This is a genomic window from Natronobacterium haloterrestre, from assembly GCF_900112205.1.
Lineage (GTDB): Archaea > Halobacteriota > Halobacteria > Halobacteriales > Natrialbaceae > Natronobacterium > Natronobacterium haloterrestre.
In genome coordinates this window covers 700,687-721,273 of sequence record NZ_FOKW01000001.1, presented here as the reverse complement: position 1 = coordinate 721,273, position 20,587 = coordinate 700,687, and the positions used below count along the sequence as shown (strand labels likewise).

Sequence of the window (20,587 nt, the reverse complement as noted above, 5' to 3'; positions counted from 1 at the left end):
TACTCCCCTCGCGTCCGTGACGGCCGTCAGCCGAACGACCCCAGCGACGACTGAAGCTCCCGATCCGTCCCCCCGTCCTCGAGTTCGTAGCCGACCAGGTCGCGCATGTCGACCGCGTAGATCGTCCCGCCGTTCTCGAGGACGAGCAGTCGGCCCTTGACGCCGACGACGGTCCCGCTCGCGATCGTCTCCCGGACGGGACGGGTCTCGAGATCGATCCCGTAGTCGAAGGCGAACTCCTCGCGGACGCCGCGCTCGAGGTCCTCGGCGGCGGGATCGAACTCGAAGTCGATTTCGGCGTCGGCGACGAACCCCTCTAGCTCCGCGAGCGTCGCCGCCCAGGCGTCCTCGTCGACCTCGCTCGCGAGCGCGGCGACCTTCGGCCCGGTCCGGACCCTGTCGGTGAGTAGGCGTGCGATTTCGGCCTCGATCTCGCGGGCGATTCGGCCGTTCGAGACCGTATAGAGGTGGGCCGCCCGGTCGGCCCCCTGTTCGCGGAGCCGCGTCTCGAGTCGCCACTCGCGGGTGACGCCCACTTTGAACGTCCCCGGGGCGAATGCCGCGAGATAGACCGCGTGCTCCTCGTAGCAGTCCATCTCCGCTTTCAGGCAGGTGCCGGTACAGCGGGCACAGACCCAGGTGTCCGTGTGGTACTCGCAGTAGGGCGCGCTCGGGCGATCGCAGGCGACGTGGTCGCCGTCGTCGATCGTCCCTGCACAGCGACGAGTACCAAGCGAGTACGAGAGGCGATCGCCGGCGGCGAGTTCGCGCCGGTCGACCGGACCGTCGCCGGCGGCGAGCAACAGCGCCGACCCCCGACCGCTCGGCTCGTATCCGACCAGTTGCACGTGTACGTCCCGTCTCCCGGTTGGGGGTCGGAACGGATATACCGTTCGACGCCGGCCGGAGGAAGAACTATCCACCGCACCCTCGAAGGGGCGAACAGCTATGACACTCGAGGGCACGCTCGAGGCGGACGTATCGACCGACGGCGTCGACGACACCGTCGCGTTCGAGTTTACGGTGACGAACGCGGGATCGACCCCCGAAGAACTCCAGTTCGCCGACGCGGCCAAGGCCGAGTTCGTCGTCGAGGACGAGGGGCGCGAGGTCTGGCGGTACACGGACGGCCGCGCGTTCGCACAGATGATCAGTTCCGAGCGGCTCGCACCCGACGAGACGGCCACCTACGGGGCCGAGTGGCCCGACCCCATCCCGGGAGACTACACCGCGGTCGCGCAACTGCGGGCGCGGGAAACGAGTTGCGAGGCCCGGACCGACTTTACGGTCCCGGAGTAAGGAAACGATATTCGGCAGGGCCTATAAGCGGCCGCCGTCCCAACCCGCCCGTATGCAAGCGCTGGTCGTCGCGGCCCACGGGTCGCACCTCAATCCGGACGCTTCCGATCCCGCGTACGCCCACGCGGACGCCGTCCGCGAACGCGGCGCGTTCGACGAGGTCCGGGAAGCGTTCTGGAAGGAGGAGCCACACTTCCGAGAGGTGCTTCGCACCCTCGAGTCCGACGAGGTCTTCGTCGTCCCGCTTTTCATCAGCGAGGGGTACTTCACCGAGCGGGTGATCCCCCGCGAACTCCGGCTCGAGGGGTGGGAGCCCGACCTGTGGGATTCCGACGGGACGAGCGCGACCCACGCGACCCTCGAGGCGGAAGACGTCGGGAAGACGGTCCACTACTGCGGGCCGGTCGGGACCCACGACGCGATGACCGACGTGATCGTTCGGCGGGCGGAGTCGGTGACGGGCGACCCCGAGGTCGGCGAGGGGTTCGGCCTCGCGGTCGTCGGCCACGGCACCGAGCGAAACGAGAACTCGGCGAAGGCGATCGAGTACCACGCGGACCGGGTCCGCGACCGCGAGCGGTTCGACGAGGTCCGCGCGCTGTTCATGGACGAGGAGCCGGAGGTCGACGACGTCACCGACTACTTCGAGAGTCGGGACGTCGTCCTCGTGCCGCTGTTCGTCGCCGACGGCTACCACACCCGGGAGGACATCCCCGAGGACGTGGGCCTGACCGACGACTACCGGCGCGGCTGGGACGTCCCGGCCGACGTCGACGGCCACCGGGTCTGGTACGCGGGCGCGGTCGGTACCGAGGGGTTGCTGGCCGACGTGCTCCTCGAGCGGGCGATCGACGCCGGGGCCGACGTCGACGTCGATATCGACGCGGCGGTGGACCCGGACTCGACCGCGGAGGGCGCCGGTACGCCCCCGGAGTCGGAGCCTGAGTCGGGGAAAGAGCGGACGCTCGAGGCCGGAGGTGGGGAGACATGACCGCGTCCGAGCCGCGGTTCGAGGCGACGCTCGACCCCGACGCCCTCGAGTCGCTGCTGGCCCGAATCGACCCCGACGGTGTCGACTTCGACGGGTTACGACTCGAGCCCGCAGGCGGCGGCGAGTACGACCTCGTCACGCCCGAGACGACCCGACGAGCGGTCTCCCCGGCGGACCTCGCCGACGCCGAGCCGCCCGTGCCGGCCTACCTCACCAACTGGCGCTACTGGCAGGACGTCGGCGGCGAGGGGACCGCCCGCCGGGCCTTCCTGCGGTGGTGCGAACGCGCGCCCCGTCCGGAGCCGGAGACCGAGACGGAAACGACCCCCCGGGACGACCGCGAGCCGCTGCCGGTCCCGGAACGGTACGCCGCGCTCGAGGACGGGATCGACCGCGAGTGGGGGCAGTTGCGGATCACGCCGCGGTTGGCCGACGACCCCGAAACCGCGTCCGGCGAGCGCGTCTACGACCTCACCCACCGCGTGGACGCCGGCCGCGACCCCGCCGACCTCGAGATCCAGGACGAGCCACGGGACGCCCGTCGGATCGCGACCGAGGACGGCGACGGACGGTACCGGCCGCTGAAGACCGCGCCGACGCTCGTTTCCGGATGGGCCTTCGTCGGCCTCTCCGGCGCAGAACTCGTCGAGACGGTCGATACCTTCTACCCGGCGACGATCGCCAACTGGCACCGCGAACTGCGCGGCGACCTCGACGTCGACCACTGGCGGGAGACGGCCGACAGACAGACCGGCATGTACGCCGACGTCGCCGACCTTCCGCGGGAGACCGTCGAGTGGATGGCCGAAGCCTGCTGCGTCGACTCCCAGTGTCTCAAGCGCCGCGAGTGGGAGTACGCGCCCGACGACGAACTCGAGGTCGAGGGCGGCGACGGGCCGTTCCCCTGCCGGGAACCCTGTTCGCTCGTCGTCGCCGCCGCGCGGACGTGGACCGACCTCGAGCAGGAACCCGAACGCACCTACGAACTCGAGTTGACGCCCAGCGAGGTCCGGCAACTCGAGGCCCTGATCGACGCGGTCGCGGAGGGTCGAACCGACGAGATCCGGGAGGCCGACGTCGCGGACGGCGCGAACCGCTACCGGGCGCGGTACCTCCGGGCGAAACGGTTCGACGAGGACGGACTCGACGTTCGGGAGGTCTCGACCGCCGAGACGGACGGCGAGTCGGGCGAGTGAACGACTCCCGGCGGTCCGGTCCCTGGCCCCCCTGGCCCGAGCGGTGACATCGTCGGGAACGCCCTAGCTACTGCGAGAGGAGGAGAAATCCGGCGACGACGACGCCGACGACGACCGCCACGAGCCCGGCCATCGCCGCCAACCCGCCGATCGTCATCGCAGTCATCGTGGCGATGGCGACCGCGACGAGGCCGAGCGCGCCGACCGCGATCGTGCCGGGATCGATTCCGCTGCCGGCAGCCAGGCGCTCGACGAGCGACGGATCGGGCTCCGTCCTCGAGGGCTCCGCGAGCGTCTCGTCGACGTCGATCTCGGGGGGGCCGGGTCGCACGATCACGTCGATCGCTACCGACTCCGATCCGTAGCCGGTCAGCACCTCCAGACGACCCTCGATCGGCCCCTCGAGGTCGACGTCGGCCCCGAGGGCGATCGGCACCGCGGTGACGTCGTCCGGTTCGACGTAGTAGTTCGGCCGGTCGATCGAGGCGACGCGGGCGAGATCACCGTCGAGTCGACAGTGGACGTGCGCGGGGGTTCCGTGCCCCCGGAGAATCAGCGTTCCCGACCGTGCCCCCTCGAACTCGAGGCTGGGGTCGGGAGACGCGGCTGCAGACGCGGGCTCGGTGTCGGTCGCCGTGTCGTCGCCGGTGGCTTCGACCTCGAGCGAGTCGCTGTCGCCCCGGTTGACGTGGACGGTGATCTCGTTCGTCGACACGGTGGATCGGTGATATCGGTTCCGCGTTCGGTGTCGGCGCGATACTGGACTGGTTGCGGTCCGACGGCCGACTACGCGGGCGTCTCTTCGCGCATGTCCGGCGGCAGCAGGTTCGGAATGCCGTCCTCGATCGGGTACCGCTCGCCACACTCCGTACAGACGAGCGTGCCGGAGACGACCTCGTCTTCGTTTGCGTTCTCGTCGTCGGCGTACTCGGCGTCCTCGAGTTCGAGTTCGTGTTTATCGAGCGGACAGCGGAGGATCTCAAGCAACGACTCCTTCATAGTACGAAGGGTGGCCGCCTCCAGCAAAAGGTTTCGGGAATGCGACGGTACCGCGGTCCGTCGATCGGGCCGGATCGGTCGGCCGACGATCCGAACCGCCCCGATCCGGATTCCACGGGGGCGGGCGTTATTCGTAGGGGTCCTCGACGACGACCGTCTCCTCGCGACCGGGCCCGACTCCGACCGCGTAGATCGGCGTGTCGAGTTCGTCGGCGAGGTACTCGAGGTAGGTCCGGGCGTTCTCCGGAATCGCGTCGTACCCGTTCTCGGCGACGTCGGCCCAGTCGACCTCGGGCCAGCCGTCGAAGCTGCGGAAGTTGGCCTCGCACTCGCCCCACTTCTCGGTGGTCGAGGGCATCGTGAGGATCTCCTCGCCCTCGAGGTCGTAGCTGTGGCCGACCTTCACCTCGTCGAGCCCGGCGAGGACGTCGACGTGGTTGACCGCGAGCCCGGTAAAGCCGTTCACGCGGGCGGAGTGACGAAGCATCGGCATGTCGAGCCAGCCGACGCGGCGGGGACGGCCGGTGACGGTGCCGTACTCGCCGCCCTCCTCGCGGATGTACGTCGCCAGTTCCTCGTTTTCGCCGTCGCCCTGCTCGTCGTAGCCCGGCGTGTCGCCGACGACGCCGCCGAGTTCGGTCGGGAGCGGACCGCTGCCGACGCGGGTCAGATACGCCTTGACGATGCCGATGACCTCACCGTCGGCGATGACGCCGGGGCTGAGTCCCGTTCCGACGGCAGCGCCGCCCGCGGTCGGGTTCGAGGACGTGACGTAGGGGTAGTTGCCGTGGTCGATGTCGATGATCGTCCCCTGCGCGCCCTCGAACATGACGGTCTGCCCGTCGGCCATCGCGTCCGTGAGGAACGTGCTGGCGTTGACGGTCATGTCTTCCTCCTCGAGGCGCTCGCCGAACTCGCGGAACTCCTCGAAGAGCGCGTCGACGTCGAACGCGTCGGGATCGTCGAGGTCCTCGACGGCGATGTCGTAGACGTCCTCCACGAGCGCCCGCTTTTGCGGAACGACGTACTCGAGGCGCTCCCGCAACACGTCGGGGTCGAGCAGGTCGCCGATCCGGACCCCGCGTCGGCCGGCCTTGTCCTCGTAGGTCGGGCCGATGCCGCGTCCGGTAGTGCCGACCTCCTGGTCGGACTCGCTTTTGACGTCCTCCTCGATGCCGTCGAGTACGCGGTGGAACGGCAGGATGACGTGAGCCCGTTCCGCGACCCGAACGTCCGGGTTGAGGCCCTTTTCCTGGAGGGTAGAGATCTCGTCGAAGAGGGTTCGCGGGTTGATCACGCAACCGTTGCCGAGCACGCCGATCTTGCCGCGAACGGCCCCGGAGGGAACGAGCGATAGCTTGTACGTCTCGCCGTCGTGGACGACGGTATGTCCAGCGTTGTCGCCGCCCTGATACCGGGCGACGACATCGGCGGCGTCGCCGTAGAGATCGACGACGCCACCCTTGCCTTCGTCGCCGAGTTGCGACCCGACGATTGTGACGGTCATAACAGCGGCGGATTCTTGCCGGGCCGATAAACAGATTACGGTATTGGCGGCCGCCTGCCCGCCTCGGCGATCCCGACGCCGTCCGGGATCGAATCCTCTTTATCCGCCGGGTCCCACCCCTCGAGTGACACGCAGTAGTCCCGCGTGACAGCCGTCGTCACCGATCGAGCGGCCGACCGCCGACACGTTTCTCGGGCTCGGGTCGCAGTCCCCCGTCTCTCGACCCGGAACTCCCCAAAATCGGTGTCGAACCGGCCTCCGCAACCCGAAGCGTTAACTACTCGCAAGAACTATCTTCGGGTTGAGAGTGGCCGACCCGTTTCTGCGAGAGTAACCTTTAAAGGGTACAAAGACAAGTTAACAAATGCCATGATAGATAGACTTGAGAAGGAAGTCGATATGCTAGAACGGCATCTGCAGGTCCTGAAGATGGTCATCGAGAACGAGCCGATCGGGATCGTCAAAATGTCGAACGAGACCGGCTACCCCCACCACAAGGTTCGCTACTCCCTCCGCGTTCTCGAGGAAGAAAACCTCATCGAGCCCTCCAGCCAGGGTGCGATCAAAACCGAGCGCACCGCCGAATTCGTCGACGAACTCGACGGCAAACTCGACGACATCATCAACAAACTCGACGGAATGAAGATCGAGGACGTCCCCGAAGTCGAAAACTAACGCCGACCATCGGACCGACCCGCAGTCGATATCCACCGATCGCCCGGAGCGACGCCGACGTGGTTATCGACTGACCGTTTTTCTGTTCTCCTTCGTCGAATACGCGAGCCCACGCCAGTTCCGACCGGCGAGAGCAATCCTGACGTAACTGGACAGTCACAGGATCCGCTGTCGACTCGGCGCTTGCTGACGCGTCTCGAGAGCGTCTCGACTCGAACACGGCCCGAAATCACGGGCCGTGATCCCCCTTACAGTTCGGGGACGTTCATGTGGAACCCTTCCGACCGGGATTCCACCAGACAGAGGTGATACCCCTGCTTGCGCGAGAGGTTGACGTAACTCAGCTTCGAGCCGCGGCTGAGGAATCCGCTGCTGGTCGCCTGTTCCGTGACCTCGAGCGCCCCCGGTTCGAAGTAACTCGAGGTGACGGCGATGGCGGCCGCGAGGTCGGGGTAGTTTGCCTTGACCGCCGAGGCCGCTTCCTCCAGTTCGGCGAGTGCGGACTCGGTCACCGGGTCGCGGGAGTCGTTGAGCGTCGCGGCCACGAGGGGGTTCCCCCGTTTGTCGAACGCGACGACGTCGAACGTCACTCGATCGGGAACGTCCTCGGTGTCGTCGTCTTCGAGCGAGATGGTGGCGTCCAGTTCCGCGCGATCGATCCGCGGGATTGCGTCGTAGAGGTCGGCGAGCCCGTTGGCGTGGCCCGTATCGCGGATCTCGTAGAGCGCCCGCTCCGTGAGCCACTCGACGAACCGGTAGGCCATCGACGAGGTGAGAAACTCCTCGTATGACTGGCCGTCGACCGCGACCTCGCTGGCGTCGAACTCCGTATGGTGCTCGAGGCGCAGGTTCGTCGCGACGTCGCCCCGGTCGGCCTGGCCGTCGTGGGCCGTCTCGAGGGTCGGCTGGCTCTTCGAATCGTACCGGACGAAGAGGTTCGTGCCGGAGAGCGCCCGTGATGGGGCGAGGTCGGTCGCGAAGGACTCGGTTCCGGCCTCTTGCATACCGCCATCGCGTGCCCGCTCGAGTTCGGTCTCCAGTTCGTCGATGCGGGACTGGAGGCGGTCGACCTGTGCCGACAGTTCCTCGTTTTCCTCGCGGAGCTTGTCCCGTTCGGCAGCCAGTTCCTTGGCCTTCGACTCGACTGCGTCGCGGCGCTGCTCGAGTTCCTCGACGCGCTGGGCCAACTGATTGACGCGTTCGCTTTTCCCGTCGGCGGTCGTCCCGGATCGCCGTCTACTCTCGGTGTTACGGGACCCGGCCTGGGGGTCGGTTGGGTCGCGAGGTGTGCTGGATGGGGATGCCGACCCTGATCCTGCTCCTGCTCCGGAACTGGAACTGGAACCGGAACCGGAACCGGAGCCAGCGTTGCGGGCCGACGGCGAGTTCCCGCCCGCCGCCGCACCTGCGCCAGCGCCAGCGCCGGCACTCGCGTTCGAAGCGGCTCCCGACGCGGCGCTCGAGGCACCCGACTCGTCGGCGGTCTTCTCCGGATCGATCGACGGAATGCTCCTGGTCTCGCGCCACTGTTCTTCCTCCTCGAACCGTTCCTCGAGGTCGTCCTCCGGCTGCTCGTCGCCGGTCCGGTCGGGTGTGGTGGCCGGTTCCGGTTCTGGTTCCGTGTCCTCCTCGTCCTCGGCAGTCCAGGAAATCCCGCTCTGATCGAGCTGTTCGGCCGCGGCTTCGACCGCTTCGGGGTCGGGGGAGCCGGTCGACGTCAATGTCGACGCGGACGCGGCCTCAGTCCCGGTCTCGGTCTCGGAACTCGCATCCGGCGTCGGTTCGTTCGGGGACTCGCCCCTCGAGGTCCGTCCGGCGGCCGCGTCCGTCGACCCGGCCTCCGGCTCCGCCTCGTCGATCGCCGCGTCGGGACCGGTATCCGCCGGCGGTGCAGGGGTGGCGGCCTCCGAGGCGGCGTCCGTCCCCGTCTCGGAAGCGGAACCGGCTGCTTCGCCGTTCGTGATCCCGCGGGACCCTTCCTCGAGATCGTCGGCGTCGTCAGTCGTGATCCCGGACTGATCTGTGCTCGCGTCCGTCTCGGCGGTGCCGGACTCCTCGAGCGTGACGTCGAACGTGCCGGACTCGTCGGCTCCCGCCTCGGTGCCGGCTCCGGGGTCGACGTCGATCCCGCTCGGGTCGCCGCTCGAGACGTCGATCTGTTCGATCGCGGACTCCGTGGGGTCGGTTCCGGGTTCGGGCTGGGTCCGGCCGGCGTCCGGTTCCGTCCCGGTCGATTCCGTCCCGGACCCCGCCGTCCCCTCGTCGGGTTCGTCCTCGCCTGGAACGTCGGTCACCTCGATGTCGACGTCGGTCACCTCGTAGATGCCGACCTCGTCGGCCGCGCGTTCGAACGCCTCCTCGCCGGTGACGAGCCGTTCGGCGTTGCCGATGTAGGCGGCGGCCATCCGGCGGCCGCCGTAGTAAACCGCGTAGTAGTCGCCGCTGAGGACGTTCTCGCTCAGTTCGATGTACCCGGTGAACGACCCGTCCTGGAGGGTGCTGTCGACCTCTTTCAGGGGCGTGTCGTTGGTGTAGTACTTGGCTCGCGTGTCGCCGCCGCGTTCTTCCATCGTACACAGCAGCGGCAGCGATGGATGCGGTGCTTGATAGAGCGTGCCGGACGCGTTCCGGAAGTCCTCGATGTCGCCGTCGAACACGCCGACGATACGGCCGTTGAGCAGAAAGAGCCAGGTGCCCGCCGCGGTAACCGCCCCCGAGAAGTCGTCGGCGGCGAGATCGGAGAGGCCATCGTAACCGCCGCTGAACGGGCGAGAATCCCACTGCTCGACGCGTTCTTGCGTGCGTGGGTCCATAATTTAACAAGCGGTAACCCCACCAAATACGTTTCGCCTAGATCTTCGACTCGGCGTCCTCGGCCAGCTCCTTCATCCGCTTGCCGATCCGGCCGGCACTCGAGAACTCGTCTTCGCTCATTCCTTTCGCGAGGGCGTTACCGAGGACGAACACGGCGTGTTTGTGTTCGCTCTTCGATTTGTGGACGTGTGAGGGGTCGACGTCGAGCTGGTGGTACGGGTCGAACAGTTCCTCGTCGACGTCCTCCCGCTGGGAGAAGTACTCCATGATGACGACGAGTTCTTCGTGAAGCTCGAGAAGTTCGTCCTTGTGCATGTCCACGGTTACGGACGGTCGGGGCTTAAGGATTGTGTGGCCATCAGTCGCAAAACCGGCGTGGACGGGTCCCTTGGGGGCTGACGGCGATTTCGAGCGTTCGCCAGCGACGACCCGACGACAGCGGTTCGTGCCCGCCGCCGGAGGGCGATTCGGCGTCGATCACGACGGCCATCATGAGCGACTCGAGGACTCGAGAAGCGCGCAACGGCGAGAAACGAGCGGTGGGATGGGAATGGCGACGGTCCCGAGCGAGGGGACTCGAAGCGTGGAACGGCAGCGCGGTCGAAAGGGACCGATCAGTCGTCCGCGACGGTCACGTCTCGGTTTCGCTGGCCGGCCGGGAACCACGCGAGTTCGTGGTCGGCGGTCACGCGAACGGTGACGCGCTCGTCGAGGTCGATCCGGTCGGAGTGGTTGTGCATACACTCGATCGTTTCCCCGGAGTCGAGTTCGACGCGGTACAGCACCGTCGGGCCGAGATACCGGCGGTAGACGACGCGCCCGTTCGTCTCGCCGTCGTCGGCCGGGAACGCGGTCACGTCGTCGGGGCGGACGAGCAGGTCGATCCGGCTGCCGTCGTACTGGTGGGCGAGGCCGTTGACGTCGTCCCGGAGCACGCGACCGATCGCCGTTCGGACGTGGTCGCCCTGGACCTCGCCGGAGAGGAAACTCGCGTGTCCCAGAAAGCCCGCGACGAACCGCGACTTCGGCTGCTGAAAGACGCGCTCGGGGGTATCTATCTGTTCGATGTTTCCGTCGTTCATCACCGCAACGCGGTCCGAAATGGAGAGGGCTTCCTCCTGGTCGTGGGTGACCGAGACGGCGGTGACGCCGGTTTCCTTGATGATCCGGCGGACCTCCTCGCGCATCTCGACCCGGAGGTCGACGTCCAAGTTCGAGAACGGCTCGTCGAGCAAGAGCATCTCCGGTTCGGGTGCCAGCGAACGGGCCAGCGCGATCCGCTGTTGCTGGCCGCCCGAGAGTTCGTCGGGGTAGTCCTCGCCGTGTTCCGAGAGCCCGACCAGTTCGAGCAGTTCGGCCACGCGGGCGTCCCGTTCCTCCTCGCTCCAGTCTTGCAGGCCGAAAGCGATGTTCTCGCGGGCGGTGAGATGGGGGAACAACGCGAACTCCTGGAAGACGACGCCGACGCCCCGATCCTCCGGCGGGACGAACCGGCCGTTGCCGGCGACCGAGTCCTGCCGGAGGGTGATCCGGCCGGCGTTCGGTTTCTCGAGGCCGGCGATCAGCCGCAGCGTGGTCGTTTTCCCGCAGCCTGACGGACCGAGGAGGGTGAGAATTTCGCCATCGTGGACGGACAGCGACAGCTCCGAAATAACCTCTTCGGCCCCGTACTGCTTGGCGACGTCCTCGAGTTCCAGCACGACGTCTCCCGTCGCTTCTGGGGTCGCCGTCGATTCGTCGGCGGCCGTCGTCAGTAGTTGCCCGTTCGCCATGGTCGACTCCGGCGTCTGCCGGCGTACATAGGTTTAGGGACGCCTAAAATACTTATAGTTGCCGGTCCGTTCCAGCCTCCTGGGAACACGAAGGAAGGGGCAGACGGGTTACTGTCCGTCGGTTCCGGCACAACCGCCGCCCGGGTCGCGGTTGTGCCGGGGCAGTGGTACAGCGATCCGTATCAGAGTTCGACGCCGCTGGGGATCAGGCTGTGTTGGCGGAGCAGGCTACCCTCGTCGTCGTAGACGAGAAACGTCCGTTTGTCGTAGGTGACGTAGGGGTCCCCGTCGAGAGTGATCTCGACCTCGTACCGCCCGTCGTCGTCGTTGGCGGCTTCGCCATAGCCGCGGGCCGCGCGGATGAACTTCAGGACGTCGTCGGCCGCTTCGTTGAGTTCGAGGATGAATTCGCCAGTGATCCGGTTCGTCACGCTCACGACGCCGCGGGCGTCGTCGCCGAGCGGGTCCTGGAGCCGCAGGGCGACGTCCGTCTCCCCGGCCTCGAGGACGTCGCCGTCGGTCCCCGTAAGGCGCTCGCGGAGCATCGTCGCCGGGCCGGTAAAGTCGATCGATACCGAGGGTTTGCGGGGCTCGTCGTCGGTGTCGACCCAGTCGACGTTATCGACGTCTAGCGTGAAGTGCTCGCGCCTCATTCCGTGGTTCATAGTTAGTACTCCCGGCGTATGAACGTAACGCACGACGGATCGCCGAAACGAACCGCCTGCACGCAGAGACGGAGCACCGACGGACTCGCCCGTCGGCGCGTGGCCGCCTGTTTTAAGACCGTCCGCTCGAGATACTCGCTGATACGAGCGGCAGCTACGATGACTGACCAGCGCGAACCGGACGGGGGAGCGGGGGGCGACCGACCCGAAGCGGGTGTCGGGAGTGACACCGAAGCCCGCGCGGACGGCACCGCCACGAACGACGCCGCCGACACCGACGGTCGGGAAGCCAGCGAGGGGGTCTGGCCCGACGCCGATGGCGCAACCCTCGAGGCCGACACCGCAGAGACCGCCGCGGGCGAGAACGAGGCGGACTCGCTGTTCGGGACTGCTCGTCGGACGATCCGGCGCGTCCTCGAGACGATCCGCGGCTCGAGCATCGAGGTCGTCGACTACGACCCGAGCGTCCACGGCTCGCTGGTCTCGTTCGACGGGGAAGAAGGAATCGAGGAGGTCGATCGCTACTGGGTTAACGCGCCGTTTTCCTTCGTTACGATCGGCTACGACTCGGAACGCAACCAGCACCGGTACCGGACCGTCGAGCCGACCCTGACCGCGGAGGAACGGGTCCTGATCGAGACGCTCCAGGACGACGTCCGGGATCCGCTGTTGTATCGGGAGGCCGACGGCGACGACGTCGAGTCGATCCTTCAGGAGACGATCCGAGAGTACCTGGAACGGTACGGGGCCGAGGTCGACGTCGCGACGTTCTACCGCCTGTTCTACTACATCCACCGCGACTTCCGGGGGTACGGCCGACTCGATCCGATCATGCACGACCCCCGCGTCGAGGACGTCTCCTGTGACGGCTACGACCTGCCGATCTTCGTCTACCACGAGGAGTACACCGACGTCGCGACGAACGTCGACTTCGAGAAGGAGGCGCTCGACCGGTTCGTCGTCCGGCTCGCCCAGCATTCCGGCCGGCACATCTCGATCGGCGACCCCATGGTCGAGACCACGCTTCCGGACGGCTCGCGCGCGGAACTCGCACTGGGCGAGGAAGTCACCCCACGGGGGTCGGCGTTTACCATCCGAAAATACGCGGACGAGCCGTTCACGCCGATCGACCTCCTCGAGTACGGAACCTTCAGCGTCGAGCAGATGGCCTACCTCTGGCTGGCGATCGAGCACAACAAGAGCCTGATCTTCGCGGGCGGGACGGCCTCGGGGAAAACGACGAGTATGAACGCCATCTCGATGTTTATTCCGCCCCGTTCGAAGGTGCTGACGATCGAGGACACCCGCGAACTCCAGTTGTACCACGACAACTGGCTCTCCTCGGTCACCCGCGAGCGCCTCCACGAGGGGAAAGACGTCACGATGTACGACCTGCTGCGGTCGGCGTTGCGCCATCGCCCCGAGTACATCGTCGTCGGCGAGGTCCGTGGCGAGGAGGCGATCACCCTCTTCCAGGCGATGAACACCGGCCACACCACCTACTCGACGATGCACGCCGACTCGGTCCAGACGGTGATCAACCGCCTCGAGAACGAGCCGATCAACGTCCCGCGGCCGATGGTCCAGAGCCTCGATATCCTCTCGGTCCAGACGCTCACCAGGCTCGACGACGGCCGCGTCCGGCGCAACAAGGTAATCGCCGAGATCGAAGGTATCGACCAGCGGACCGGCGAACTCGACTACTCGACGGCCTACACCTGGGACGGCGAGACCGACACCTTCCGGTCGAGCGGCAGCCACGTCCTGACCGAGATCCGGGACGAACGGGGCTGGTCCCAGAGCGAGTTGCTGACGGAACTGCGAAACCGCGAACGGTTCCTCGAGTACCTGTGGGACAACGGGATCACCGACTACCGGCGGTTTACCGCACTGGTCAACGAGTACTACGCGGACAGCGAGCGCGTCCTCGAGACGATCGAAGGCGACGCCGACGCCGCCGCCGAGGACGAGGACGGGGACGAGGACGAGAATAACCCGGAAAACCACCGCATGACGGTCGACGACATCACCTCGAGCCGTGACGGGAGCGCTACCGGGAACGAAACCGAAACGGAAACCGACGGCGGCACCGCCGACACGGACGCCGACGCCGCCGACCGCGGGGACGGCCGACGACGATGAGCCCCGCGCTTGCGAACGCCGTTCCGCTGGCTTTCGCCTTGCTCCTGTGTGCAGTCCTCGCCGTCGGGACGGTCCACAGCGGATTCGATCGTCTCGTTACCCGGACCTCGATCCGGCTGTTCGGGGACTACGTCGACGAGTTCCGCAGCGAACACCCAGACAGACAGTCGGCGCTGCGGGCCGCGCAGTTCCCGGTCACCTACCGGGAGTACGGCTCGAAGACGGTGCTGTACGCGGCGACCCTCGCGCTCGTCGGGGCGATCTTCGGTATCTACGCCATCTGGGGACTGCTTCGACTGCTCGCGATCGACCCCGAAATGATGCGCGAGGCGCTGCCGGGCGCCCTCGAGTTCCTGGCGAATCTGGGGGGTGTCCCGACGCTATCGGCGGGCGAACTGTTCGTCCTCGTGCTCGTCTCCTCGCTGACGGTCGGGACGCTTTCGGGTACCGCGACCTACTGGCTGCGCTGGTGGTATCCCGGGTACGTCGCCGACGAACGGGCCAGGCGGATCGAGACCGCGTTGCCCTCGACGGTCGCGTTCGTCTACGCCCTCTCGAAGAGCGGCATGGAGTTCCCGAAGGTGGTCCGGATCGTCGCCGCCCAGGAGGACACGTACGGTGAGGCCGCCGCCGAGTTCGAAGTCGCGGTCCGGAACATGGACACCTTCGGGATGGACCTCGTCAGTGCCCTCCAGGAGATGGGGCGGCGCACCCCCAGCCCACAGTTTCAGGAGTTCACCGAGAACCTCGTCAGCGTCCTCCAGAGCGGACACAGCCTCTCGTCGTTCCTCGAGCGCCAGTACCACGACTACCAGGAGGAGTCCGAGTCACAGCAGGAGTCGACCATCGAACTGCTCGGGACGCTCGCCGAGGCCTACGTGACGGTTCTCGTCGCCGGTCCGCTCTTTCTCATTACGATCCTCGTCGTCATCGGAATCGCCGTCGGCAACACGATCACCCCGCTCCGGGCGCTGATCTACCTGATCCTGCCGTTCGCTAACTTCGGGTTCATCGTCTACCTGAGCATGGTGACCGAGTCGGTGGTGCCGGGTTCGGGTTCGAGTTCGGGTTCGGGATCGAATGCGGACGATCACGACGTCGCTTCCCGCCCGGCCGCCGGCACGGACTCGAGACGGCCCACAGGTGGACGGACCGACGGCGGTTCGACGGTCGGGGACGTCGATGGGAAGACGGACACCGTCTCCGCGAACGTCGAGCGCGTCCGCTACTACCGCCATGTAGACCGAGTCCGGCAGCAACTCGGACGGCCGGTCGAAACCCTGCTCGAGCGACCGAACCTGGCGGTTGCGGTGTCCGCACCGGTTGCACTCGCCGCGGTGCTCCGGAAACTTCCCGCGGCGTTTACCGGGGCCGGCTTCGATCCGACGGTCGTCGACGACACGATCGCGGTCGGTGCGTTCGGAGTATTGACAGTCTTCGCGATCTGTTACGAACTCCACCGCCGGCGGATCAACGCGATCGAGGCCGCCGTCCCGGACCTGCTCGATCGACTCGCGAGCGTCAACGAGGCAGGGATGTCCGTCGTCTCCGCGTTCGACAAGGTCCGAGAGTCCGATCTCGGGCCGCTGGGGACCGAACTGGATCGCGTCTGGGCCGACGTCCAGTGGGGGTCGGATCTCCAGACCGCTCTCCGGCGGTTCGAGACCCGCGTTCGAACCCGGGCAACCTCGCGGGTCGTAACGCTGCTGACGGAGGCGATGAACGCGAGCGGCAACCTCTCGACGGTGCTTCGGATCGCCGCTCGCCAGGCCGCGGCCGACCGTCGGCTCAAGCGGGAGCGAAAGCAGGCGATGATGGAGTACACGATCGTCGTCTACGTCTCGTTTTTCGTCTTCCTCTTTATCATCGCCGTGCTCGCGGGTTACCTGCTGCCGAACCTGCCGACCGAGGGCGTCGATGCGGCGAGCGGCGGCCCGGAGGTCGACGGCCTCGGCGGCCTCTCCGATGACGCAGCGACGACCTACAGCACCCTCTTCTACCACGCGACCCTCGTCCAAGGGCTGCTGTCCGGGTTGATCGCCGGCCAACTGAGCACCGGCGACGTCCGGGCCGGCGCGAAACACGCTGCGGTCATGATCGCGCTGACGGTCGTGCTGTTTACGTTCCTCGGATAGGTCCCGTCGTCGCCGTACCGCGAACCCTTTTTACGCGCACGACGAACGGCCGACGATGGCCGACGATCAGCCGGACGGAACGGGTGCCGAACCGGAAGCCGGGTCGAAATCGACGGAACCGGGGGAGCAGGATCGGGCCGCGGTCCGTGACACCTACGACCGGATCGCCTCGCATTTTGCCTCCACCCGGGAGTACCCCTGGCCCGAAGTCGAGGCGTTCGTCGACGACCACGGGGGTCTCGAGGCCCCTGGAGTCGGCCTCGACCTCGGCTGTGGCAACTGCCGTCACGCCGAACTGCTGGCCGGCGTTCCGGACCTCGAGACCGTCGTCGGCGTCGACGCCAGTCGCTGCCTGCTCGAGACCGGCCGTGAGCGAGCGGGCGAGCGAGGGTTCGACGTCGAACTCTGCCAGGGGGACGCGTCCACGCTCCCGCTTGCTGCCGACGCCGTCGAACTCGCTGTCTACGTCGCGACGCTGCACCACCTCCCGACCGCGTCCGTGCGCCGCGAGAGCCTCGACGAACTCGCGCGCGTCCTCTCGCCGAACGGGCGTGCGCTCGTCAGCGCGTGGTCGACGGCCCACGACCGGTTCGATGCCGACGGGACCGGCGAGGGGTTCGACACGACCGTCGAGTGGACCCTGCCCGGCGGCGAGACGGTCGACCGGTTCTACCACATCTACGCCCCCGAGGAGTTCGAACGGCAACTCGAGCGCAGCGACCTCGAGGTCGTCGACTGGGAACTCTCGAGCGGCAACTGTTACGCGACGGTCGCCGGGGCCGACGGTTCTGCACGACGAGACCGGTAATGTAATCTCACGCGTAGCGGAATTATCAGCCGCGAGCATATTCAGTGATTTTCCGTCAGTCAGGGCCGAACGATAAAATATTGTTCTTTGGATAACGGAATTAAATGAAGTAAAACGTCTGCAAGGGTCCGGAATCCTCGTTAACCGCTTCCGGCTTTTATGATCTCCACACCCCCAGGCCCGAATGCGCCATGACGCGTACCACCCGACGTTCGATGATGAAGCTCGCAGGCGCATCGCTTGCCGCAGTTACCGTCCCCGCGACGGTTTCCGCCGACGCCGAGGACGAGGAGACGCTCTGGACCGTCGCCGAGACCCCCATCGACAGTACCCTCCACGACGTCACTCACACGGCGACGAACGCACATGCGGTCGCGGACGGCGGCCTCGTGATCGAGCGCACCGACGCGGGCTGGGAAGTCGTCCTCCAGGGCGGCCCCACCGGCAACGGCAACGACCTCTTCGGCGCGGACGTCACCGACGACGGCGAGCGGCTCTGGATCGTCGGCGCGAGCGGCGCGATCGGCGAGTACGACGTGATCACCGGCAACCTCGTCGACCGCTCCGCGCCCAACGACTTCACCGCGAACTTCAACGACGTCGCGGTCACCGGTCCCGCCGGCGACGCGGACGTCTACGTCGCCGACGACTCCGGGTCGATCCACTACAGCTTCGAGAACGGCGAGGAAGGGACCTGGGAGTACGAGGTCCCCGGCAGCGGCTCCGGCCTTCCCGCCATCGAGTTCCACGACGACCGTGCGGGCCACGCCATCGACACGAACGGCAAGGTCTTCGCCACCGACGACGGCGTCACCTGGAACCCGATCGGCATCGAGGACGCCGACGTGACGTTCTACGGCCTCGACAGCGATGCTTCGGACGACGTCACCGTCAGCGGCGGTAACGCCTCGATCTTCGAGTACGACGGGAGCCAGTGGGTCCCCGAGAGCCTCGGGGACGCCGACCTCTTCGACGTCGAGACCGAGGGCCGCGACGGCTACGCCGTCGGCGGCGGCGGCGTGATCTTCGAGCAGCAGGACGGCGAGTGGACCCAGAACGCGACCCCGGTCGGCGAGAACCTGCAGGCCGTCGACCGCGGCAGCGTCGACCTCGCGGTCGGCAGCGGCGGCGTCGTCCTCGAGCGGTAACGCGCTCGAGCGGCGGGTCGATGATCGATCCTCGATCCACCCGTTCGCTCCCCCACACTCCCGCCTACGGGTGGACTCCGTTGCCGATTCCCCGGAGTCCGTTTCCCGCCGCGTGTCGGTTCCCGACCGGGTGTGCTTCCCGATCACCGAGCCACCACCGACGTCCCCCTCACGACCACCACAGCCGACATCCCCACATTCCCCACCACCGAGGCCGCTTCGACGGCCCACGCACCGATCCACCCGGTTCCGGAACCGAGACGACGGCGGTTTCCGGCCGATTCTCGACTCGAGATCGATAGAGGACGGCCGGACGAAAAAGGAAGACCCTTAAACACGGAGCGAAAACGAGAGGGTGCGCGCGGATGGTCTAGTGGTAGGACCTGAGCCTTCCAAGCTCATGGCCCGGGTTCAAATCCCGGTCCGCGCATTGCTGTCGCGAACAAACTCGTGAGCGACAGCGATCGTACGAGGGATTCGAATCAGACCGAGGTTCTGCGAACGAAGTGAGCGGGTTCTCGGGCGTGGTTCAAATCCCGGTCCGCGCACGTCTCCCGTACTCGACCGAACAGCGACGACGTCGGGATCATCCAACCCTATCACTCCGGTTCGGAGTACGCGAACTCGTCGCCGTTCCCGCCGTTCTCGGCGTCCGCACGGCCTGCTCCCCCGGAAGTCCCATCCTCGAGATCCTCGAGGACGCGAACCCCGTCCCCGCGGGCGCTGAGTTGCCGCTGGGGGTAGGGAATCCCGATCCCCTCGCGGTCGTAGGCCGACTTGAGTTCGTGGACGACCGACCGGATCGTCGTCCACTTCTTGTGGGCGTTGGGCTGGTCGATCCAGAACCGACACTCGAGGGTGATCGCCGAGTCGCCGAACTCGGTCGGGATCACCTGCGGCTTCGGGGCCGGGGCGACGTCGTCGACCGCGTCCATCGCCTCGATCGCGACGTCCTCGGCGCGCTCCAGATCGGTCTCGTAGTCGACGCCGACCTCGAGGCGCAGTCGCAGGCGGTTGCGTTTGCTCCGGTTGATGACCGTGCTCGAGGAGACGCGATCGTTCGGCAGGACGACGATCTCGCCGTCGAAACTCCGCAGTCGCGTGTTGATGATCGTGATGTCGATCACCATCCCCTCGTGGTCGTCGACCCGGACCCAGTCGCCGATCTCGAACGGCCGGGAGAACATCAGTACGAAGCCGGCGATCAGCGAGCCGAGCGTCTGCCTGGCGGCCATGCCGAGTACGATCCCGAGGAACCCGGCCCCGACGAGCAGGCCGCCGAGATCGACCCGCCACAGCGAGAGCGTCGCGAGGCCGACCGCGATGAAGATCGTCACCTGCAACACCCGGAAGACGACGCCCTCCTGGTGGGCCGTCACGTAGTTCGCGTCCGCGAGCCAGTCCTCGAGGCGCTGCTCGAGGTATCGCGTCCCGACGACGGCGCCGGTCAAGAGCCCGACCGTCAGAAGCACTTTGAGGAAGTACGGGAGCACTTCGGCGAACCCGGAGACGGCAAGCGCCGCCAGCGAGGCGTATCCCCAGACGACGAGCAACCCGAGGCCGGTTGCGGCGAGCACCGCCGCCTGCAGGGTCCGGACCACCGCCCGCATCGGGAACGGCACCTCGAGCAGGTCGTCGACGGTCTCGAGCAGGGTTCCGGCCTCGCTCTCCCGGAGGGTACGGCCGACGAGCGCCACGGCTCGTCGGACGGCGATCGGCGCGAGGACGAAGCCCACGAGTGCCGCGACCAGAACCATGCCCACGCTGACTGCCATCCGACCTTCCGTCGATGTGACCGCCTCGAGGGCGGTCCGCATCGTATCGACGCTTCCGAGCACCGTTCCCCACTCGCGACCGTATCCAGTTAACGCTGATTGCCGATCCCTTGCGAATCCGTGCACTGTCCCTACGCCGGTTCCGGCCGAACGTCCCCCTATGAGCGATACCCGGTACGAGGAAGGCGACCAGGTGGCCACGCCCGACGGGAGTGGCGTCGTGGCTGCCGTCCTGACCGACGACTTCGAGTTTCCACAGGGTGGGAGCGACGGGGACGAGGGTGGGGATGACGAGTACACCGCAGTCGACGCCAGCGACGACCGGCCGGCCTACGTCGTCGGCCTCGAGACCGTCGGCTCCGCGGTCTACCGGGCATCGGCGCTCGAGAAGACCGATCTCGAGGATGAGGAGGCGACCGACGCGACGGACGGCGAGGCGCTGACTGACGTCGTCGACGAGGACGTCGACGCACTGGACGGGCTACCGGAGGGGTGGGACCGCGACAGCGTCCTCGAGTACTGGTCGTCGATCGGCGGCTCCTGGGAGTCCTGTGTCGACGATATGACCGACGAGTTCGAGGAGGAACGAGCGAAGGAACACTGCTCGGCGATGAAAGACGAAGTGTTGCGGACGACGCGGTGGCGCAACCGGTTCTGATCG

18 protein-coding genes and 1 tRNA gene are annotated in these 20,587 nt (G+C 67.0%); 10 read left to right on the top strand and 9 right to left on the bottom strand.

The window, feature by feature from the left end; genetic code table 11:
- Window positions 1-26 precede the first annotated feature (26 nt).
- The gene (locus BM113_RS03415) at window positions 27-848 is read right to left on the bottom strand and encodes a DUF2797 domain-containing protein (RefSeq protein WP_089785328.1); all 822 of its coding nucleotides are present in this window, start codon (window positions 846-848) and stop codon (window positions 27-29) included.
- Window positions 849-948: 100 nt separating this feature from the next.
- On the opposite strand from BM113_RS03415, the gene BM113_RS03410 reads away from it, so the two are divergent.
- Genes BM113_RS03410 through BM113_RS03400 form a run of 3 tightly spaced genes read left to right on the top strand, consistent with a single transcriptional unit; the run spans window position 949 to window position 3,486 of the window.
- Window positions 949-1,299, top strand: a complete 351-nt coding sequence (locus tag BM113_RS03410; protein ID WP_089785326.1) for a BsuPI-related putative proteinase inhibitor — start codon at window positions 949-951, stop codon at window positions 1,297-1,299.
- Between the two features lie 52 nt (window positions 1,300-1,351).
- On the top strand, window positions 1,352-2,290 hold the full coding sequence (locus BM113_RS03405) for a CbiX/SirB N-terminal domain-containing protein (protein WP_089785324.1): 939 nt from the start codon (window positions 1,352-1,354) through the stop codon (window positions 2,288-2,290).
- Window positions 2,287-3,486, top strand: a complete 1,200-nt coding sequence (locus tag BM113_RS03400; RefSeq protein ID WP_089785323.1) for a DR2241 family protein — start codon at window positions 2,287-2,289, stop codon at window positions 3,484-3,486. Before BM113_RS03405 ends, BM113_RS03400 begins: the two co-directional genes overlap by 4 nt.
- A 67-nt stretch (window positions 3,487-3,553) precedes the next feature.
- On the opposite strand, the gene BM113_RS03395 is transcribed toward BM113_RS03400, so the two are convergent.
- From BM113_RS03395 to BM113_RS03385, 3 genes are all read right to left on the bottom strand, one after another.
- Window positions 3,554-4,201 (bottom strand): DUF7524 family protein, encoded by a 648-nt coding sequence (locus BM113_RS03395; protein WP_089785321.1) that lies wholly within the window; start codon window positions 4,199-4,201, stop codon window positions 3,554-3,556.
- 71 nt (window positions 4,202-4,272) lie between these two features.
- Complete coding sequence (locus BM113_RS03390; protein WP_089785320.1) at window positions 4,273-4,485, bottom strand: methytransferase partner Trm112; 213 nt, start codon at window positions 4,483-4,485, stop codon at window positions 4,273-4,275.
- Between the two features lie 127 nt (window positions 4,486-4,612).
- Entirely contained in the window at window positions 4,613-5,992 is a 1,380-nt protein-coding gene (locus BM113_RS03385; protein WP_089785318.1) for an adenylosuccinate synthase, read from the bottom strand.
- Between the two features lie 369 nt (window positions 5,993-6,361).
- Here BM113_RS03385 and BM113_RS03380 point away from each other — a divergent pair, with 369 nt between their 5' ends.
- The gene (locus BM113_RS03380) at window positions 6,362-6,667 is read left to right on the top strand and encodes a hypothetical protein (RefSeq protein WP_089785316.1); all 306 of its coding nucleotides are present in this window, start codon (window positions 6,362-6,364) and stop codon (window positions 6,665-6,667) included.
- A gap of 248 nt (window positions 6,668-6,915) precedes the next feature.
- On the opposite strand, the gene BM113_RS03375 is transcribed toward BM113_RS03380, so the two are convergent.
- From BM113_RS03375 to BM113_RS03360, 4 genes are all read right to left on the bottom strand, one after another.
- Window positions 6,916-9,480 carry a DUF7527 domain-containing protein gene (locus tag BM113_RS03375; protein WP_089785314.1) on the bottom strand — a complete coding sequence of 855 codons (2,565 nt, stop codon included), beginning with the start codon at window positions 9,478-9,480 and terminating at the stop codon, window positions 6,916-6,918.
- Between the two features lie 37 nt (window positions 9,481-9,517).
- A complete protein-coding gene (locus BM113_RS03370; protein ID WP_007140478.1) occupies window positions 9,518-9,796 on the bottom strand; it encodes a UPF0058 family protein in 279 nt (92 codons plus the stop codon).
- A 299-nt stretch (window positions 9,797-10,095) separates the two neighbouring features.
- Window positions 10,096-11,253: an ABC transporter ATP-binding protein gene (locus BM113_RS03365; protein ID WP_089785313.1), complete on the bottom strand. Its 1,158-nt coding sequence runs from the start codon at window positions 11,251-11,253 to the stop codon at window positions 10,096-10,098.
- Window positions 11,254-11,435: 182 nt separating this feature from the next.
- The gene (locus BM113_RS03360) at window positions 11,436-11,906 is read right to left on the bottom strand and encodes a DUF5793 family protein (RefSeq protein WP_089785311.1); all 471 of its coding nucleotides are present in this window, start codon (window positions 11,904-11,906) and stop codon (window positions 11,436-11,438) included.
- Between the two features lie 171 nt (window positions 11,907-12,077).
- Here BM113_RS03360 and BM113_RS03355 point away from each other — a divergent pair, with 171 nt between their 5' ends.
- From BM113_RS03355 to BM113_RS03335, 5 genes are all read left to right on the top strand, one after another.
- Complete coding sequence (locus BM113_RS03355) at window positions 12,078-14,060, top strand: type II/IV secretion system ATPase subunit (RefSeq protein WP_089785309.1); 1,983 nt, start codon at window positions 12,078-12,080, stop codon at window positions 14,058-14,060.
- Window positions 14,057-16,195 (top strand): type II secretion system F family protein, encoded by a 2,139-nt coding sequence (locus BM113_RS03350; protein ID WP_089785307.1) that lies wholly within the window; start codon window positions 14,057-14,059, stop codon window positions 16,193-16,195. The genes BM113_RS03355 and BM113_RS03350 overlap by 4 nt, the downstream gene beginning before the upstream one ends.
- Window positions 16,196-16,250: 55 nt before the next feature.
- A complete protein-coding gene (locus BM113_RS03345; protein ID WP_089785305.1) occupies window positions 16,251-17,003 on the top strand; it encodes a class I SAM-dependent methyltransferase in 753 nt (250 codons plus the stop codon).
- Between the two features lie 191 nt (window positions 17,004-17,194).
- A complete protein-coding gene (locus BM113_RS03340; RefSeq protein ID WP_089785303.1) occupies window positions 17,195-18,151 on the top strand; it encodes a beta propeller repeat protein in 957 nt (318 codons plus the stop codon).
- A 359-nt stretch (window positions 18,152-18,510) separates the two neighbouring features.
- Window positions 18,511-18,581 (top strand) — tRNA-Gly (locus tag BM113_RS03335).
- Window positions 18,582-18,750: 169 nt separating this feature from the next.
- Here the strand turns inward: BM113_RS03335 and BM113_RS03330 are convergent.
- Entirely contained in the window at window positions 18,751-19,989 is a 1,239-nt protein-coding gene (locus tag BM113_RS03330) for a mechanosensitive ion channel family protein (protein ID WP_089785301.1), read from the bottom strand.
- 97 nt (window positions 19,990-20,086) lie between these two features.
- Here BM113_RS03330 and BM113_RS03325 point away from each other — a divergent pair, with 97 nt between their 5' ends.
- Window positions 20,087-20,584 carry a hypothetical protein gene (locus tag BM113_RS03325; protein WP_089785300.1) on the top strand — a complete coding sequence of 166 codons (498 nt, stop codon included), beginning with the start codon at window positions 20,087-20,089 and terminating at the stop codon, window positions 20,582-20,584.
- Window positions 20,585-20,587 lie beyond the last annotated feature (3 nt).

Coding starts and splice junctions, on each gene's coding strand:
- BM113_RS03410 (WP_089785326.1), top strand. CDS start 949: ATGACACTCGAGGGCACGCTCGAGGCGGACGTATCGACCGACGGCGTC.
- BM113_RS03405 (WP_089785324.1), top strand. CDS start 1,352: ATGCAAGCGCTGGTCGTCGCGGCCCACGGGTCGCACCTCAATCCGGAC.
- BM113_RS03400 (WP_089785323.1), top strand. CDS start 2,287: ATGACCGCGTCCGAGCCGCGGTTCGAGGCGACGCTCGACCCCGACGCC.
- BM113_RS03390 (WP_089785320.1), bottom strand. CDS start 4,485: ATGAAGGAGTCGTTGCTTGAGATCCTCCGCTGTCCGCTCGATAAACAC.
- BM113_RS03385 (WP_089785318.1), bottom strand. CDS start 5,992: ATGACCGTCACAATCGTCGGGTCGCAACTCGGCGACGAAGGCAAGGGT.
- BM113_RS03380 (WP_089785316.1), top strand. CDS start 6,362: ATGATAGATAGACTTGAGAAGGAAGTCGATATGCTAGAACGGCATCTG.
- BM113_RS03375 (WP_089785314.1), bottom strand. CDS start 9,480: ATGGACCCACGCACGCAAGAACGCGTCGAGCAGTGGGATTCTCGCCCG.
- BM113_RS03370 (WP_007140478.1), bottom strand. CDS start 9,796: ATGCACAAGGACGAACTTCTCGAGCTTCACGAAGAACTCGTCGTCATC.
- BM113_RS03365 (WP_089785313.1), bottom strand. CDS start 11,253: ATGGCGAACGGGCAACTACTGACGACGGCCGCCGACGAATCGACGGCG.
- BM113_RS03360 (WP_089785311.1), bottom strand. CDS start 11,906: ATGAGGCGCGAGCACTTCACGCTAGACGTCGATAACGTCGACTGGGTC.
- BM113_RS03355 (WP_089785309.1), top strand. CDS start 12,078: ATGACTGACCAGCGCGAACCGGACGGGGGAGCGGGGGGCGACCGACCC.
- BM113_RS03350 (WP_089785307.1), top strand. CDS start 14,057: ATGAGCCCCGCGCTTGCGAACGCCGTTCCGCTGGCTTTCGCCTTGCTC.
- BM113_RS03345 (WP_089785305.1), top strand. CDS start 16,251: ATGGCCGACGATCAGCCGGACGGAACGGGTGCCGAACCGGAAGCCGGG.
- BM113_RS03340 (WP_089785303.1), top strand. CDS start 17,195: ATGACGCGTACCACCCGACGTTCGATGATGAAGCTCGCAGGCGCATCG.
- BM113_RS03325 (WP_089785300.1), top strand. CDS start 20,087: ATGAGCGATACCCGGTACGAGGAAGGCGACCAGGTGGCCACGCCCGAC.